Origin of the sequence: Sphingomonas sp. TX0543 (assembly GCF_048565505.1) — a bacterium.
Lineage (GTDB): Bacteria > Pseudomonadota > Alphaproteobacteria > Sphingomonadales > Sphingomonadaceae > Sphingomonas.
On the sequence record NZ_JBLZUS010000005.1, the window covers coordinates 126,196 to 143,234 of the forward strand.

Consider the following 17,039-nt stretch of genomic DNA (forward strand, 5'->3'; position numbering starts at 1 on the left):
AGTATCCTGATGACCTCCTGACAAGCTGATTGGAGCCTTCGCGATGAAGTCGGTCGAACGGGTCGGCGGTAAGAGGGCTCTGATCACCGGTGCAGCCCAGGGTCTCGGCGCCGCGACCGCGCTGATGCTCGCGCGGCACGGTGCCAAGGTGCTGTTGACTGACATCAACGAGGCAGGCGTTCACGTCGTCGCCGATTCGATCAATGCCGAGCTTGGCGGCACTGTTGCTTGGGCTCTCCGCCACGACGTCACGAGCGTTGAGGATTGGACGAGCGCCGTGGGCTATGCCCGCGAATGCATGGGGGGCCTGTCGGTGCTGGTCAACAACGCGGGACTGGTGCTCACCGGTTCGATCGAGGACATCGGCCTCGATCAATGGCAACACGTCATGCGCGTCAACGCCGACAGCGTCTTCCTTGGCTCCAAGATCGCGCTTCCTTACCTCCGCGATGCAGCGCCTGCCTCGATCATCAACGTATCGTCGATGGCGGGGTTGATGGCGTCGCCGAAGCTGGCTGCTTACAATGCGTCGAAGGCGGCAGTCTGGCTCCTGACCAAGTCTGTCGCACTGCTGGCGGCGGAGCGCGGTTGGGACATACGGTGCAACTCCGTCCACCCGACATTCATCCGCACCCCGATGCTGGACACGTTACGGGGGGGGCGTGACGAGGCCGCGATGCTAGAAAAGCTCGTCCGACAGGTGCCGCTCGGTAGGCTCGGAGAGCCGGACGACGTCGCCTACGCCGTCCTTTACCTAGCCTCGGATGAGAGCCGGTTCGTCACCGCGTCAGAGTTCAAGATCGACGGCGGAATCTCCGCAAAATGAGTGTTTGAATTACTTGCTTGCGGCTAGTTAGCGATTGGGATACGAAGCGGTGATCTTCAACGCAGATTGAAGCCGGAGAAGGATATGAGCGCTGACGCGCCTGATCGGCAGAAAGGCCGGCGACATCGCGGCGCTACTGCGCTCTCTGGAGGACCTGCTACGCGGTCCGGAGATTGCCGCCTCTTGGCACCGTCGAGGACCATGCGCCAGGAGCCCCGCCTCGCCGCAATTGCTTCGGGAATCGATAGTCGCCGCTCCAACCCTTCCTTGCAGCTCAAGTCGGGCGAGTGATCACACCGGCCAATCCCTTGGGGAGCGATTCCACCGATGCGCGTTCGCGTTGGCGCGTCTGCTCAACCCGTCATTCAGATCCTTGAGAACGGTGACGACCACGTAAGAACGCCGACCGAGATAACAGTATCAGGGGAGATCAGTGATGAAGCATTTGAAGTGTGCGCTGCTAGGCACGAGCCTTGTTGCGATGGCCGTAGCTGGGCAGACACAGGCCCAAACCATCACGACGCCCGCGGAGCCTCAGCCTACACTAGCTACGCCCGTGAACCCTGCGGCGCAGTCCACCAACACAACGCTTACGCCCGCTCAAGCAGCGGACGACACGTCGACTGACATCGTCGTTACGGCGAACAAGCGCGAACAGCGGTTGAACGATGTTGGCATCACCGTCGCGGTCGTCAGCGGCGATGCACTCCAGCGTCAGCAGATCAATTCTCTGGCAGACCTCGCCAATTCCACTCCGAGTTTGTCCTTCACCAACAGCGCGAACGGTACACCCGTATATACGCTGCGCGGCGTTGGTTTCTACGAAGTCTCGCTGGGCGCCTACCCGACTGTCAGCACCTATGTCGATGAAGCGCCGCTGGCCTTCCCCGTACTGTCATCGCACTCGGCCTACGATCTCGAACGCGTCGAAATCCTGAAGGGCCCGCAGGGCACCTTGTTCGGACAGAACGCTACGGGCGGTGCCATCAACTATATCGCAGCCAAACCGACGAGCACGCTCCAGGCAGGCGGCAACGTTTCCTATGGCCGCTTCAACGAGGTCATCGGCGAGGCGTACATCAGCGGTCCGATCTCGTCGAACTTGCAGGCTCGTCTCTCGGGACGTGTCGAGCGTGCCGATGGCTGGCAGGTCAGCAACTCCCGCCCCAACGATCGTAACGGCAAGGTCGAGAACTACATGGGCCGCCTGCTTGTCGACTTCGACCCGAGCGATCGGATCCGCTTCAAACTGAACGTGAATGGCTGGAAGGACAACAGCGAGACCCAGGCGCCGCAGTATATCGCTCTTCTCCCACAGGCTCCTGCATTCCTGAACCCAGCGCTCGCTGCGTCGCCGTTCTCACCCGAGCGACCACGGGCGGCGGATTGGACGCCTGGGATCCCCCGGCGGAGCAACTACCTCGGGCAGGCGTCGCTTCGGAGCGAGTTTGACGTAACAGACAGCATCATGCTGACCTCGCTTACATCGTACGTCTACTACAAGCAGCGCCAGGGGGACGAAGGTGATGGCCTGCCCATATCGACGCTCGATCTCGCCAACGACGATGGACGTATCAGGAGTTTCAATCAGGAACTGAGGCTCTCCAACGACCCGTCATCGGTGTTCCGCTGGGTTGTCGGCGGCAATTACGAGCGTAGCAAGGTCAATCAGCGGGTCGATCTTTCGTTCCGATCAGCATCTGCAAATGGACTTTACGGCTCGTTCGGATATCCATTCTTCTCCCTCTCCTACTCAAACGATCAAAAGTTTCGTAATTACGCCGGTTTCGCAAATGCGGAGTATGACATCGGCCGCCTGACCATCAAAGCTGGCGGTCGCTATACGAACTCGCGAACGGATGCCAGCGAGTGCGGCTTCGATGAAAGTGGAAGCCCCATCAACACGGGCCCGCTGTTCTATGACGTGCTGTTCCAAGGTGCGCTCGGCCGTTACGCCGGTCAATGCTATCCGATCAACAATACGCCGAATACGTATAATGGAATTCCGCCTGGCGGATCGGGCCGCTTCACGGACACGTTGAAGCAGGACAACTTCTCCTGGCGTGTCGGCTTGGACTACAAACCCGTCAGGGACGTTCTGCTATACGCGAACGTCGCAAAGGGTTATAAAGCCGGGAGCTACCCGACGTCGTCTGCGTCTTTGTTCACCCAATATCTGCCGGTCGTCCAGGAATCGGTCCTGGCATATGAGGCGGGTTTCAAGGCCACGCTTCTCGACCGAACCCTTCAATTCAACGCGGCAGGCTTCTATTACGACTATAACAACAAGCAGCTCCGCTCCAAACTTGTCGATCCAAACTTCGGTATTCTGGATACGCTGCAAAACATTCCGAAGTCCGACGTGAAGGGCTTCGAAATCGAGATGAGCATTCGCCCAACCCGCGGGTTCGTCATCAACAATACCTTCACGTATCTAGATGCATCGATCAAAAGGTTTTCTGGCATCAACGCGGCGGGCGTTGCCGCCAACTTCGCGGGCGCCGATGTGCCCTATACCCCACGATACCAGTTTGGCAGCAACTTCGATTACGACTTCCCTGTATCGAGCTCGTTGAAGGGCTTTGTGGGTACGAGCCTCAACTTTAGGTCGAAGGCTGTCGCGACAATCGGTGGTGACATCAATCCGCCTACCGCGACCCCGCAGAACAAGACGATCTTCGGGATCGTTAGCTACACGCTCGTGGATCTCCGAGCAGGTATCGCCGCCCCGGATGACCGTTGGCGCGTCTCGGTGTGGGGAAAGAATGTTCTCAACGAATACTACTGGAACAACGTCGTGGCCGCATTTGACACGATCGGTCGGTACGCCGGCAAACCCGCCACTTATGGTGTCAGCGTCGGCTTCCGATACTGAACCACGGCTTCTGCACAAGATCATAGTAGAGGATTAGCAATGCCGGACCGTTTGAAGGATAAAGTCGCCGTCATCTCAGGTGGCTCATCGGGAATCGGCGCTGCCGCTGCCCGCTTGTTCGTCGCCGAAGGTGCGCGCGTCATCGTTGCCGATCTGCAGGAACCGTTGGATCAGCGGCTCGCCGACCTGATCGCCTCAGAACCTGACCGCATCCAGTTCAAAAAGTGTGATGTATCGGTCGAAGCGGAAATCGTCGCTGCGATCGATGCGGCGGTGTCCGCCTTCGGAAAGCTCGATGCGATTGTCGCGTGTGCCGGCGTGCCTGGGATGGGGGCCGCCGTAGATATCGATTCTGACCATTGGGACAGGACGTTTGCTATCAATGCCCGCGGTGTGTTCCTGTTCACCAAGTATGCGGTACCGCACATGATCGAAGCGGGAGGCGGCTCGATCATCAATATCTCTTCCGCCTTCGGGATCGTGGCCGGGCCGCACTTCGCGGCATATGCCGCCTCGAAGGGAGCCGTTAGGAATTTCTCGAAGTCGACCGCGCTCGACTATGTCGGCCATGGCATCCGGTCGAATTCCGTTCATCCGGGCTATATTGATACCCCCATGGTGCAGAACATTGTCAACAATGCGCCCGACATCAACGCTGCACAGGCGATGTTCAACTCGCTGCAGCCTGGCGGCAAGGCCGGGGTGCCGGAGGACATCGCGTGGGGATGTGTCTATCTCGCGTCAGACGAAGCTCGCTTCGTGAACGGAGCCGAACTCGTCATCGATGGCGGGCTACTAGCCCGATGAGACCGCGATAGTCCAAACGCCAAAGTCTGTCGGCGGGTCAGCGCCGGCTGCTGCCGCTCCATCATCTCGGTGAAGGAGCGGCTTTTTTTTAAAGGTCGCTGAATCGTCGACTCTTCGCGAGCGGCTGTTACTCGGACATCGTTGTCTTTAGATGCGTATCGACGAAGCGTCCGGCCTCCTCGATCGCCGACTGCCCTTCGTCAAGGATCCCAGCAAAAAGCTGCCATACATGTGGCAGGCCCTGATAGATTTTGATCTCGACTGGTACATCGGCGAGGGTCGCTGCGCGTAGTAGCCTAAGAGAATCATCGAGCAACGCCTCGTGGCTGCTGACTTGTATTAATATGGGCGGCAACCCCGCAGTAAGCGTCCGGCCAACCCGTCCGCCTTGGAGGCGAATAACGAGATGGGTTTGGGTGCAGGCAGAGCAGAATTTCGCGTCCTGGTTGAGGGCTACTTGTTCTGCAAGGCTGCACATTCCCTGTTGCGTTCTTCGATCCAGGGCGCCGGAACGGCGCTGAGAGGCCCGCCACCGCAGCTGGACGTGACAGAACTCTCCCACTCGGCACGAGTGCGAGGCGAGTCATACTCCTGGCGCTCGTAAGGCTTTTGAGGATAGCCCGATACGAACGTCGGCCCGATCTCCGTCGTGCGGTCAATGATCGCTATCCGGTATGGAACGAAGGCAGTGTCGCCAGTTTTGCCATCTACTCGTACGTCAGTTCTCGTCCGGTCGATATCCCGAATGAGAACTTGTCTATGCGGAGTGTCGCCCATGACATGATCGTAGATTACCCAAATGCTGCCGTGGGTCGGTCTTTGTCTCTCCGGGACGAAATAAATACGGATTGGCCGGTGCCGTTTGCCGAAGCGATCTGTCCAGCCCGCGTCCGTGGACGGGCCGACGCGAGTAACGTCGTCTGCTTCTGGAAGGTCGTTCCGAAGATACGACTTGATTGCTCCGTCGGCAGCAGCGGCCGCGGCGGGGATCGCGTAGGTAATCGGCGGTGGCTGCGGTACGTCGCAGAAGGTTCCGATCCTACAAAGGCTGGCTCGACGCCCCGCAGCAGATTGCCTATGCTCGTCTCCGCATCCGCCCAAAGCGATAGACGCGATCACAAGTACGGCAAAGCTACGCATCTGTTATGGGGAAGACGGTCCCCTCGTTTGAACAGGATTTGCCATTGTCGCTCCAGCACCATGGTGCGAGCTCACCGATGCGGTTGGCAGGGTGCCCGTCGGCGATGCGGGTGAGCACGTCGCGCAGCCAAACTTCGGGGTCGACGAAGTTGAGCCGTGCGGTCTGGATGAGGGTGTAGATCGCCGCTGCCCTTTGGCCGCCCTTGTCCGAGCCGGCGAAGAGGTAGTTCTTGCGGCCGAGCGCCACGGGGCGGAGGCAGTTCTCGGCGCGGTTGTTGTCCGCCTCGAGCCGCGCGTCGTCGCAGAAGCGGGTCAGCGCCGCGCGCCGCTTCACCGCATAACGGATGGCGTCTGCCAGCGCGCCCTTGCCCGAGATGCGGCGCATGGTGTCCTCGGCCCAGTTGAAGAAGCCGTCCACGCCTACCCTGACGACCTGACGGCGGTCGAGCCGGTCTTCCAGCGGCAGCCCGCGTCCCAACTCCTCCGCCTCGTACATCAGGTCGATCATGCTCACGCCGGTGCGGGCCGTGGTTGAGCCGGTTCCCTTCCACACGTCGTAGATCTTGCGCCGGACATGCGCCCAGCACGCTACCTCGACAATGGGACCGGGCTGCCGGCGTCCATCGTAGAGCTGGTCGTAACCCGCATAGCCGTCCGCTTGCAGGAAGCCGCTGAACCCGGCGAGGTGCGCGCGGGGGCGCTCGCCCTTGCGGTCGGGCGTATAGAAGTACGCCGCAGCCGGTGGGCCGATACCCTGCCAGCCCCGGTCGTCACGGGCATAGACCCAGAGCCTGCCTGTCTTGGTCTTGCCACTGCCCGGCGCCAGCACCGGCACGGGCGTGTCGTCAGTGTGGATCTTGTCGGCCGCGAACACGTACTGGCGGATGTGCTCGACCAGCGGCTGGAGCAGCCAACTGACCTGACCCACCCAGTCCGCCATGGTCGAGCGGTCGAGGTCGACGCGCTCGCGGGCGTAGATCTCCGCCTGTCGGTACAAGGGCAGGTGGTCGGCGTACTTGGACACCAGCACGTGCGCGAGCAGGCCGGGGCCTGCCTTGCCGCGCGGGATGGGCAGCGCCGGAGCCGGTGCCTGGGTGATGGCGTCGCAACGCTGGCAGGCGAGCTTTGGGCGGACGTGGCGGACGACCTGGAAGCGGCCGGGCACATACTCCAGCACCTCGGTCACGTCCTCGCCCAGCGCCGACATGGTCCCGCCGCACGCGCCGCAGCCGCCCGCATACGGGGCGGCGTGCACCACCTCCTGGCGCGGCAGGTGGTCGGGCAGCGGAAGACGCTTGGGCTTACGCTTCTCGCGGGTGGGTGCTGGCACGCCCGCGTCAGCGCACGCACTGGTCGCCTCCGCCTCGACCGTCTCCAGTTCCTCCAGCCGCAGCTCCAGCTGCTCGATCTCGCGCGTCAGCCGCTCGGACGACTGGCCGAACTGCATGCGCCTGAGGCGCGCCAGCTGAACCTTGAGCTTCTCGATCTCGAGCGCGGTAAGCTGGATGGTTGCCTTGGCCGCGCGAAGCTCGGCAGCGGTGCTGGCCAGCTCCGCTGCCGTGGTGACACAGGCCTGTTCGACCATTACCAACCGGTCCTGCAACGCCTGTGCGAAGGCGCGCAGCTCGTCCGGGTCGGAGGGAAGATCGACCATCGCCAGCGACATGGCCTACCCTACCACCGGCCCGACTCAGGCCAAGCGAAAAGGACGGAGAAGTGCCGCTTACACGAGGGTTGGCGCGGCTACCGTAGCCGGCGCAACAGTGCGCCGCCAGTCGATGCCCTCAATGAGCAAAGCGAGCTGCGCGGGGCTCAGCACGATGCCGCCGTCGACCAGCGGCGGCCACACGAACCGGCCCTTCTCCAGCCGCTTGGCGAACAGGCACATGCCCGAGCCATCCCAGTACAGCGCCTTGAGATAGTCGCCGCGCTTGCCGCGGAACAGGAACAGGTGACCCGAGTACGGGTCGGCACCAAGCACCTGCTGTGCGAGCGCGGTCAGCCCGTCGAAGCCCTTCTGCATACTCACCGGCTTGCAGGCGAGATACACCTTGGTGCCCGGCGCCAGAGCTATCACGACGCATGCCCCAGTGCCCGCAGCACACGGGCGAGCGCCTTCTCGTTGACGTAGCTATCGACGGACAGCCGCACGCCAGTCGGCAGGTCGATGTCGATGCCGCCCGGTCGGGCGCTTGGATGCGGGCGTACGACGTCCTCCACCGGTGCGGCAGGTGACGACGGCTTGGCGGGTGACGGCGCAGGTGTTGCCGGCATCAGCGCCATGCTCGGCTCGGGTGCCGTGTCGGCCACCATGCCACACGGGATGAACTGCAACGGCTCGCTGGCGATGCTCGCCGCGTTCCGCTGTGCCGACCGCCAGTTGTAAATGAGGCTCTCGGCGATGCCGAGCCGCCGCGACACCTCGCGCACCGTCACGCCCGGCACAGACGCCTCGGCAACCACCGCCGCCTTCTCCGCCTCGCTGTAGGTCCGCCGACGCTCTGTCCGGGTGATGACCTCCATCCGCCCCATCTCCGACCTCCTTCTGGACTCCAGAAGGAGACCGCCACAGGTCAGACATCGGCGGCTACGCCGGGCGCGGCAACACGCGGCTCACCGGACGCTTACGTGGCGCCGGGCTCATCACACTGCGCCAGCACCGCCGCGCGCTCCTCGTCCGAATACCGCCGGCGGCGCTCAACCCGCGTGATGACCTCCATGCGCCCCATCCGCACTCTCCTTACGGAGTGCGAAAGGACACTCCGAGAGCCGACCGCCTCGCGCAGCTGCGCCGCGCCAGCAACACGCGTCAGACCGGACGCTTACGATTTGCTGGACATCGCGGAGGACGTCGACACGCTCTGCCGCCTCCGCGGCCGAGATACCGTATTGCTGGGCTAGGTACTCGACCTGGAGGTCCTTGCCCGACCCCTTGGAGTTTTGCGGTGTCGGGAGTGGGGGAGCCTTCATCTCCTGCGCCGCGAGCGGCGTGGTGCAGAGAAGGGCCGAAATGACGGTAAGCAACGTACGCATGCATTCTCCTGATGACGATCATCTACAGCATGGACGGCCCGACCGTTGCGGCGGACCACCCAAGCCCGACTCACCATGAGTGCGGAACAAAGGGTGAACGATTTAGAATCCTACATTGCAAGCCCTTTTTGCAGGTCCGACCTGCGCTTCTCTGAAACGAGGGCGTATGAGAAAGCCCGCCTCGCTGTCGGCGTAAAGCGGGCGGCGAGCCGGGCTTTTCCCAGAATTTGTTCCCAATTCACTTTTCCCGAAATGGCTCGACCTCGACGGGAAATCGAGAAAGGATCAGGCGGCTTCCAAGGTCGGGATACGCGCGATGATATCGGCATCCTTCACGGCCTGCACGCGCAGGTCGTAATTGCGCTGCATGTTCACCCACATTTCGGGCGTGGTGCCGGTGAGCTTGCCGATCCGAAGCGCCATAGTCGGGGTGACATCCTGCTTTTCAGCGAGGATATCGTAGAGGGTCTGCCGCGACACCTCGATCAGCCTGGCGATCTCCGCCTTGGGCTTGTTGAGCGCGGGCAGAATGTCCTCCCGCAGCAGCTCACCGGGGTGCATCGGGGCAAGGCCGGATACGAGTTGGTTCATCATCTGTCTCCTGTCCGGGCCGATCCCGGATCATCATGCGTCTCTGTGTAAGTCCTATGTGTAAACTAAAGCCTTACATGTCAAGCAATGACTGACAGATTTTTAGGAGGGGGGACACCCTCCTAGTGATAGTCCTCGATGTTCACGTCGATCGCATCGCCGTCATCCCAAGCCCATGTGACCCGGTAATTGCCGCTGGCATCGACCGCATATCGTTTGGGCTTGGTGCTCAACCCATGAAAGCGAAAGCCCGGAACATTCATGTCCTCGGGCTTCGTGGCAGCATCCAGCGTGAGCAGGATGCGGCGAACGCGGTTGTGGTTCTGGACGGGAAGTTTTGAGCCATCTCCCTTGGTGGCGAAGGCTTCGAGCGCCTTGCTGGTGTATGTTTTAATCATAGACACATTGTAAGGCATTTCCTGACATTTGTCAAGCATTACCTTACACTCTGCCGAAAACGATTCTTCGACAGCGACCCTACCGCCCGAACCCGACATCCGGCCCGTCACGTCCACGCTGACGGTCTAGCTCCTGCTCTCGCTGCCGATCGCGCCCACGCTGCCCCGATTGGTCCAGCTCAATCGCCGGCACCTGGTCGCGCTGGGGTGACTGGTCGAGCGCCGGCACCGCCCCGAACCCGCCCTCGCTGCTGGTCTGTAGCCCCGATCGCATCGCCCGCGCTGCGCCCTGGACCAAGCTGGACATGCCCTGCATCGCTAGATCGGCACGCTCGCGGAGTTGGTGGGACCACTCCCGTATCCGCTCCTGACCACGCTCGATGTAGAAGCCCAGCCCCCGCTTCTCCATGATCGCCTCGTTCATCTGCCCGCGCGGGGTAACGGCGTGCGGCTCCTTGCCGGCCGCGATCTGCTCGGCCGACGCGCGCCGCTCGATCGCGGCCGACGCATGGCCCATCTTCACGGTCGGTTCGATATCCAGCCCCTGACGCTCGTAACTGCGGTGATCGACCCGCTCGGCTACCTGGGCGTGTTCCAGCGCGCTGTTGACCATCCCGGCCCACCGCTCGCGGATCGCCTCCACCTCCACCGAGGCCGTCGAGCGCTCGTACGACCAGTCTCAGAACCGAAAACTTCCCGCACCGCCCGCGCCCTCGTCAAAGACGATAAGCATCCCGGCTACGGCCAAACGGGCAAGGCGGCCCTCAGGCCACGCTTACAGCTTGTCTTGCTCGCAATCAGCGTAGATTCCTGCTCACGCTTCCCAATCGGGAATAGGCGGCGAGCAGACAGCATTATTGCGGAGCCGATCATACGTGTTAGGCGTGTACGCATGACCAATACATACATGGCACTGGCGCTATCGTTAGCAGGACAGTCTCTTGGCTATCCCGTTTATGTTCATGTCGAAGAGGGGGTATGCCATTTTCAAATCCAAGATATGGTCATGTCGAAAGAGCGAGAAGTTCGCGATTGGTTAAGAGAATTGCCAGATAAGCAACGGAAAATCGATTTGGTTTCAGACGACAAGCGGGCAGCTAGTTGCGTTCGTAAGGCTGAAGCGATCGTGCGGCGATCTGGGTTCTTCCATATCGCTGTGCGCCGAGGTACAATGAACGACTACCCAGATGGCTTGCGGCCGGGAAAGTAGAAGCGACATATCGAAGGCTGCCGCCGCAACGGGAGGGATAGTCACTTTCCCATTTCTCGATCCCATGCGAGACGGGATCGCTACGCGTTGGGGTGTCATTCCGCCCCCAACCGGACCCAGCCACCAGCGGCGCATTTTTCAACAGCCCCGGTCGTTTTTCTGATTACTTTGTAGCGTGCCACAAGCCTGATGGACGCCTTTCCCGGAACGGCCTCCTCACAGGTCATTTTGGTTGCGGCAACTCGTCGGCAAGTTTTGGGGCTGCCGCTATATACTCATGCGTGGGCGGGCCTTAATAGCGCGCCGCTTCCTCGCCTATCGAGAAAGCGGCGCCAGTCTCCGCCTGTTTAATCTTTCAACGACGGCTCAATTTGGAGCGTCAGCAGTAGCAGGTAACACCGACCGTCACGTTGTTCGGTGCCCAAGCCGTCAGCGGGGTGAAATACATGTTAGTGACAGGGCCGGGCGTCGGATTTCCCCCGTCACGTCCGTGAACCTGTCCGAGCGCAATCGACCCGGTGAAGACCGGGCCACCACTATCGCCTTCAAGGCTCTGCCGCGGATAGGTCGAGTTACTGTTCATTCTATAGAAGGCACCGTAACTATCCGTATAGGTGTATGGGTCGGTGTAACCGCATGTCTGACCTGTCGATCGGCCATACTTGCAAATATACTGCCCTTGCGCGACACCTTGCGCTCCAGTGACGGTAACGACCCCAGCACCGTTATAGAACTTCGGAACAACCAGATAGTTGTTTCCGCCGGAGAATGTGTGCCACTGGCTATCCACGCCGTTTGACACCCATTCTTGGCGAAATGCGAGTGAAACCCCGGTGGTTTCATCCCTGCCATTATTCTCGCAGTGGCCTGCGGTCGTCACGCCATAGAGCGAGCCGTTGGTTTGTTTGACGTTAAAGCCTCGCGTACATTCATTGATGTCGCCGTTAGAGAACGTGCCGCGATAGTTCTGGCCGCCCGGAACCTCCGTTGCCGTGAGAGCAATGCCGTCGAATTGCTCTATCTGCGTTCCAGGCGCCGCACGAAATCGTCCGCCAACAATCGCCGCGAGGGCGGAAGTGGGATCTTTCACCAATAATTTGATTTGCCCCGTTCGCGCATTGGTGGCGATCGTAGCGTTTGAGCCGAGCGATGAGAGATATCCCCGCGCCTGCGCCCCTATCTCAGACTCTCATACTGGTGCAGTGCGAACATCGAGAACGCTGGCGAGTTCACCTTTGCCGGCGAACTGACGTGCGGCGTTACCGATCGCTTCGAGGTCCGCAGCTACACCATAGATAGCAACACGGAAGTCGGATCCCGTAGTCGCTTCGGCCCCAGCGAAGCCTTTGGGAAAACGTGCCGAGAGCGCGGGCGCCAGACGCCCCAACTCTCCCATGATCCGCAAACGTCGCGACGCCTCTGCAACAGTAAGGCCCTCCGTCTTCGAGAGCTGTTTGGCAGTCGCATCGTCAGGATCGTTGAACGGTTCGTCAAACGTTGCAAGTCGAATGGTTTTCGTGTTCGATACGGCATGCGCTGCCGAAATCGCGACCGAGGCGAGGACGCAGGCTGCGCCAAGCCGAAAAGCACGCTTCTTCATCACCCTTCTCCTTCAACATAGCTACTGGTTACGTACGGACCTCCACATGCTTGGAGCTGCTGATATGCCTCTGGATCGCCTTGCAGGAACTCGATCGACCCATCACCGCCGCGGATCGTAACCTGCATTCCACTTTTGAAGAGGCGGCCATCGGGTGCCTTCACTGCCTTCGCGGTGCTGTCCCACACATGACCATGAGGCCAGATCAGCGTCCGCTTTGATCCAGAAACCATAAGGTAGGTACAGTTGCCGCGGTACGACAGCCGGCCATTTAAATGTTCCGGGATCACGATATCGGTAGGTGGAGATGCCGCTACGTACGGCGCTACAGCTGAGCATGCAGAAAGTTGAATGCAGCCGGTAAATACAAACAATCCCTTGAGAGCCACGGATCGTATGATAAAGCGAAACGGCATCTCTTATCGCTCCACCTGAGCGATATCACGCGAGACGACTCTGCTAAACGATACCCTCACCGGGTCGTTTGAAATAATGCTGTATGTTGGACTTTTGTCTGGCGTCAAGCCGCTTGCGCGCAAAGCTTTGTTGACTGGTTCGCCAGCGATCCGATTTAACACTTGCGGCAAGTTTGAGCTGCTAAGGCCCGAAAGCTCACCCTTGATTTCGCATCCGGCTGATCGACAATCTACGGAAATTTGCGTGGGAGCGCCAGCCGAGGCAAATACTTCTCTGATCTTGCCTTCGGTACCCGGTGCCCATGCGAGATCGCGGCTTTGGCTGTGAAGGGAACGCCGGACCCGTTCCGGATCGCCTGAAATATCGAATGCGCTACTCTTCTCCTCTGTGGTATCGGCCACGCGTGAGGAGATAGCGCTGGGGGTCAGGGAAGGCAATGCAGAGGAGCCGGTGACCACCTGGACCTCGCCGCGCTTATCGCTATAGGATCCAGATTGACGAAGAACCAGGGAACTGACAACGCCAAGCGCCGCCAAGGCAATAGCCAAAACGCCTAGTAGCCGAGGTGACTTGCGCCTTTCCATCACCGCAGGCTCCGATTAGCTTTGATATTAATTCCAGGCTTTAACATGCGATGTGTACAGCACGTTTGCTTCAAATTGATGTCACAGCAGTTGAAGATCGCTGAAAAAGGCCTTGGTGGAGGTTGACCCGATTTGGTTTACACCAAGCTCGCCGAGCTCCGAAAGCTGCTGCATGGTGGCCTCGACCCGGTGCGGACCCGTGAACTCACCGACGAGATGAGGGCGGCAGGGTTGCCGCTGTGATGGCGCCAAACCGGCATCCTGCGTCAGCGTATCAGCATTGTGCGTCCGTCTCACCGATCGTGCGCTGCGTCTCACGCAATGTGCGTCGAGCAACGCCATCCGTCTCAACTAATCTGCGCCGAAAACTCCCCTCTATTGCGCGTTTGGTCGAGCATCATTGCAGGCCGCTATAGATAGCGTTCTGCCAGCGTGCCTCCGAGGGAAAGGGCGTCATCCCATAGCCGGCTGGCATTGCCGGAAGAGACGGCAGGAGTATCGGTATAGCTGAAATGGTCGCGAATGGGCACGCGTCGGAGTTCACGCAGAACGTCTTCCCGGTCGCATCCGGCGAAGCAGGTCACTAGAATTCCGCGATTGCCCTGGCGGATCGACAGGCTTGGGGTGCTGTCGGAATGCGCCGGGCAAAGGCACATGGCGGTTCTGCCGTGCCATGTGCCGCCAAGTGCGCCAACAAGATCGATGAGTTGCTGCGAAGGTCGTTCGGCTGTGAGGGCCATGATCGGCTCCTTTCACAACCTCGGCCCCCCTCCCCTTCTCCACGAACACCGTTTTAGAGGTTATCGGAGAAGCAAGACGGAACAGATCGCGCGATGGGTCGTGCGAGACGCGACTCTTTTCATGTCTCGAAAGCAGTTGTTGGAGCGAATAGTCCCGGCTCGAGCCGAATCGCCGTGGACTGAGAGGTTCCATCTCTGACGCTGTGCCCGCCAATCATCTTTGAGATGATTCGCGTTGCTGTGAATGCCCGTTGTCTGAGCTTCAAAGTCGGACAAGACTTGAGGATAAGTCCTCAAGCGGCGCGTGCTGGCGAGTGACTCATCTTGATTTTCGTCCGGGTTTATAGGCGAAATGATACACACGCGGATGGTCCGGGACTCGGGGGCAATAAGAGGGCTTGTCCCTGCGCACGCCGGGTCAGGTCACCCTATTTGACTAACCACCCTGCATTTGGCATATCTGTCCGGGATTAGGGGCCATTATGCGGTGCTTTTCACGAACCGTGGCCGGTTTGGGTTCAAAAAGGGGACATGCCCATGCTGTCGGGTCAGATTCTCGATGCGATGATTACCTCGTGCGAGAATGCCAAGACCGTGCTGCGACAGGCGGCCATTGATCCATCCGATCGCAAAACGCTGAACATTTCAATGGGGGCGACAGTCGCCGCTGAATTGCTCGGCCGAACGCCGGAAGCGCTTTCCAAGGCTGAGGCGCGCGGACGCTTGCCCGCCCCCAAGACGGCCACCAACGGACGCCGATTCTACACGGTCGAAGATTTGATCGCCATTCGCGAGAAGCTCGGCATCAAGATGGGTAAATTGCCCTCCGAGCGCGCGGTCGTCATCGCCGTGCAGAACTTCAAGGGCGGCGTCAGCAAATCGACGACGGGCAAGCATCTTGCAGATTACCTTGCGCTGCGGGGATATCGCGTTCTTGTTGTCGATTGCGATCCCCAGGCGTCGATGAGTGTTATGTTCGACGTCAATCTAGAGGCATTGGTGGACGAGACGCACACGCTCTCGAACTTCCTCTCCCCCAGAATCGACGAAGCCGATTCGCTGCGAAAGACGATCCAAAAGACCTCGTGGCCGAATATCGATATCTGCCCCGCCAACCTGGGCCTCCAGGACACCGAGTGGGAACTGACAGCAACCATCGAGGAGGGCCCTACCGCCATTGCCGGCGCGTTCCGCATGCTGAGAATTGGCCTGGAAGAGGTCCGGCACGACTATGACGTCGTTATCCTCGATCCTCCCCCTGCCATGGGCTTTTTGGGCGTGAACACGTTGACGGCCGCGGACGGCTTGCTGATCCCCGTGCCGGCTCGGCAACTCGATTATCTTTCGACAATCCACTTCATGCAGACCTGTCGCGAAGCGATGGACCTCGTCTCGAAGTTCGACACTTCGATCGACTACGGGTTCATTCGCGTCGTCTGTACCATGTTCCAGCCCAACAGGACCAACGAGGCTCAAATGCTTCAGGTCATGGAGAAGACCTACGCTGGCCAGATGCTGTCGACGCCGATACTCCTGTCGGAAGAGATCAAGAATGCCGGGTTGTCGATGTCGTCGATCTACGAAATCAACAAACCATATGGGTCGCACCAGACGTACACGCGGTGCCGTGACAACCTCAACATGGTGTTTCGCGAGATCGAAAAGGATATTTGCAAGCAGTGGCCGTCGCGTATGGCGCAGGTCGGCACCGACAGACTGACGGAGGCGGCATGAGCAGCGCAGGGGGCCGGCGTCGCAGCCTACTGGCGAATGCCATCGAAAGCATCGGCACGACCCCTGCCCCCACGTCCGTGGCCGAAGTCGCGGATGCCGAGGCGCTGGTCGATCGCGATAAGCCGGTCGACGAACCTTCGACGCCCTCATTCCTGGAGCGGCGTGGTATTGCGTTCGATGAAATCGCCCGCACGGTCAAACGTCCGACTATCCGTCTGAAGCCCTCGGAATGCTCCATCTGGCCGGGCAATGCTCGCGATCATGCGGCGCTGAGCCACGAACGCTGTGCCTCGCTCATTGATTCCATCCGCGAGGAGGGGACGAACCGCGAGCCGGTTGTGGTGCGGCGGACGCCGAACGCCGAGACCCCCTACGAGTTGATCGTCGGCACCCGCCGGCATTTCTCGGTTTCCTGGCTGAATGCCAACAACCATAGCGAAATCGAGCTCGTAGCGCGTATCGAGACGCTCGATGACGAGGCCGCTTTCCGGCTCGCCGATTTGGAAAATCGAGAGCGCGAGGACGTCACCGATTTGGAGCGTGCGCGCAATTACAGGCACGCTGTCGACGCATATTACAACGGGGTTCGCACGCAGATGGCCGATCGCTTGGCCATCGCCAAGCAGAACCTCCACAACCTCCTCCAGCTCGCGGAGTTGCCGGACGAGGTCGTGGCAGCGTTCGCCGAGCCCGGAGACCTCAAGGTCCGACACGGCATGCGGCTCTCGCCCCTGCTGAAGAACGAACAGCACCGCGACGCGATCATCGCCGCAGCTATAGCCCTCGGTGCCGAGCAACAGGCGCTGAAGGACGCTGGAAGCGACAAGATTGAGGGTATCAAGGTCTGTGAGCGCCTGGCCGCAGCCGCAGTGGCTCCCGCGGCGTCGAAGAAGCCTGTACCCCGTGCCAAGCCGGCCCTCACCGCCGCCTCGGGTCGCGAGATCGGACAGGTTCTTGCTGATACACGGGCCAAGGGAATTACGATCAACATCAACCCCAAGGGCACAGCGTCGGTCGACGAGATCCTCGAAGCGCTCCGCCCTGCCCTTGAGAGTGCGAAGTTCAGTCGAAATTGAGTAAAATC

General features: G+C 60.4%; 18 protein-coding genes and 1 pseudogene. 6 read left to right on the forward strand and 13 right to left on the reverse strand.

Going from position 1 to position 17,039, the window contains the following annotated elements; translation table 11 throughout:
• Positions 1-43: 43 nt before the first annotated feature.
• The 3 genes from ACM61V_RS22110 (at position 44) to ACM61V_RS22120 (ending at position 4,508) form a co-directional block, all read left to right on the forward strand.
• Entirely contained in the window at positions 44-826 is a 783-nt protein-coding gene (locus tag ACM61V_RS22110) for an SDR family oxidoreductase (protein ID WP_419714745.1), read from the forward strand.
• Between the two features lie 436 nt (positions 827-1,262).
• Entirely contained in the window at positions 1,263-3,701 is a 2,439-nt protein-coding gene (locus tag ACM61V_RS22115) for a TonB-dependent receptor (RefSeq protein WP_419714746.1), read from the forward strand.
• Positions 3,702-3,740: 39 nt separating this feature from the next.
• Positions 3,741-4,508: an SDR family NAD(P)-dependent oxidoreductase gene (locus ACM61V_RS22120; RefSeq protein ID WP_419714747.1), complete on the forward strand. Its 768-nt coding sequence runs from the start codon at positions 3,741-3,743 to the stop codon at positions 4,506-4,508.
• A gap of 127 nt (positions 4,509-4,635) precedes the next feature.
• On the opposite strand, the gene ACM61V_RS22125 is transcribed toward ACM61V_RS22120, so the two are convergent.
• The 7 genes from ACM61V_RS22125 to ACM61V_RS22155 all read right to left on the reverse strand — a co-directional run bounded on the left by ACM61V_RS22125 (position 4,636) and on the right by ACM61V_RS22155 (position 10,319).
• Positions 4,636-4,986, reverse strand: a complete 351-nt coding sequence (locus ACM61V_RS22125; protein WP_419714748.1) for an alpha/beta hydrolase — start codon at positions 4,984-4,986, stop codon at positions 4,636-4,638.
• A 654-nt stretch (positions 4,987-5,640) separates the two neighbouring features.
• Positions 5,641-7,233 carry an IS66 family transposase gene (tnpC, locus tag ACM61V_RS22130; RefSeq protein WP_419714769.1) on the reverse strand — a complete coding sequence of 531 codons (1,593 nt, stop codon included), beginning with the start codon at positions 7,231-7,233 and terminating at the stop codon, positions 5,641-5,643.
• A 138-nt stretch (positions 7,234-7,371) separates the two neighbouring features.
• Positions 7,372-7,725, reverse strand: coding sequence for an IS66 family insertion sequence element accessory protein TnpB (gene tnpB / locus ACM61V_RS22135; RefSeq protein ID WP_419714749.1), 354 nt, complete (start codon positions 7,723-7,725; stop codon positions 7,372-7,374).
• Complete coding sequence (tnpA, locus tag ACM61V_RS22140) at positions 7,722-8,180, reverse strand: IS66-like element accessory protein TnpA (protein WP_419714750.1); 459 nt, start codon at positions 8,178-8,180, stop codon at positions 7,722-7,724. Before tnpA ends, tnpB begins: the two co-directional genes overlap by 4 nt.
• A gap of 786 nt (positions 8,181-8,966) precedes the next feature.
• Entirely contained in the window at positions 8,967-9,272 is a 306-nt protein-coding gene (locus tag ACM61V_RS22145; protein ID WP_205499322.1) for a HigA family addiction module antitoxin, read from the reverse strand.
• A 122-nt stretch (positions 9,273-9,394) separates the two neighbouring features.
• Positions 9,395-9,787: a type II toxin-antitoxin system RelE/ParE family toxin gene (locus tag ACM61V_RS22150; protein ID WP_231729951.1), complete on the reverse strand. Its 393-nt coding sequence runs from the start codon at positions 9,785-9,787 to the stop codon at positions 9,395-9,397.
• Positions 9,750-10,319, reverse strand: a complete 570-nt coding sequence (locus ACM61V_RS22155; protein WP_051749614.1) for a MobA/MobL family protein — start codon at positions 10,317-10,319, stop codon at positions 9,750-9,752. The genes ACM61V_RS22150 and ACM61V_RS22155 overlap by 38 nt, the downstream gene beginning before the upstream one ends.
• A gap of 243 nt (positions 10,320-10,562) precedes the next feature.
• Between ACM61V_RS22155 and ACM61V_RS22160 the strand changes: the two genes are divergently transcribed.
• Positions 10,563-10,880 carry a hypothetical protein gene (locus ACM61V_RS22160; RefSeq protein ID WP_125962618.1) on the forward strand — a complete coding sequence of 106 codons (318 nt, stop codon included), beginning with the start codon at positions 10,563-10,565 and terminating at the stop codon, positions 10,878-10,880.
• A gap of 379 nt (positions 10,881-11,259) precedes the next feature.
• Here the strand turns inward: ACM61V_RS22160 and ACM61V_RS22165 are convergent, their stop codons facing one another.
• From ACM61V_RS22165 to ACM61V_RS22190, 6 genes and pseudogenes are all read right to left on the reverse strand, one after another.
• Complete coding sequence (locus tag ACM61V_RS22165) at positions 11,260-11,970, reverse strand: S1 family peptidase (RefSeq protein ID WP_156444654.1); 711 nt, start codon at positions 11,968-11,970, stop codon at positions 11,260-11,262.
• 99 nt (positions 11,971-12,069) lie between these two features.
• On the reverse strand, positions 12,070-12,480 hold the full coding sequence (locus ACM61V_RS22170) for a hypothetical protein (RefSeq protein WP_037447418.1): 411 nt from the start codon (positions 12,478-12,480) through the stop codon (positions 12,070-12,072).
• Positions 12,480-12,896 (reverse strand): hypothetical protein, encoded by a 417-nt coding sequence (locus tag ACM61V_RS22175; RefSeq protein ID WP_125962616.1) that lies wholly within the window; start codon positions 12,894-12,896, stop codon positions 12,480-12,482. Before ACM61V_RS22175 ends, ACM61V_RS22170 begins: the two co-directional genes overlap by 1 nt.
• Before the next feature lie 3 nt (positions 12,897-12,899).
• A complete protein-coding gene (locus tag ACM61V_RS22180) occupies positions 12,900-13,481 on the reverse strand; it encodes a hypothetical protein (protein WP_137787967.1) in 582 nt (193 codons plus the stop codon).
• An 81-nt stretch (positions 13,482-13,562) separates the two neighbouring features.
• The gene (locus ACM61V_RS22185) at positions 13,563-13,823 is read right to left on the reverse strand and encodes a hypothetical protein (RefSeq protein ID WP_164522010.1); all 261 of its coding nucleotides are present in this window, start codon (positions 13,821-13,823) and stop codon (positions 13,563-13,565) included.
• 71 nt (positions 13,824-13,894) lie between these two features.
• Positions 13,895-14,221 (reverse strand): annotated as a pseudogene (locus tag ACM61V_RS22190) (virulence-associated protein E); the annotation flags it as partial.
• A gap of 537 nt (positions 14,222-14,758) precedes the next feature.
• Here ACM61V_RS22190 and ACM61V_RS22195 point away from each other — a divergent pair.
• Both ACM61V_RS22195 and ACM61V_RS22200 read left to right on the forward strand, forming a co-directional pair.
• Complete coding sequence (locus ACM61V_RS22195; RefSeq protein WP_037447415.1) at positions 14,759-15,955, forward strand: AAA family ATPase; 1,197 nt, start codon at positions 14,759-14,761, stop codon at positions 15,953-15,955.
• A complete protein-coding gene (locus ACM61V_RS22200; RefSeq protein ID WP_010408848.1) occupies positions 15,952-17,031 on the forward strand; it encodes a ParB/RepB/Spo0J family partition protein in 1,080 nt (359 codons plus the stop codon). The genes ACM61V_RS22195 and ACM61V_RS22200 overlap by 4 nt, the downstream gene beginning before the upstream one ends.
• Positions 17,032-17,039 lie beyond the last annotated feature (8 nt).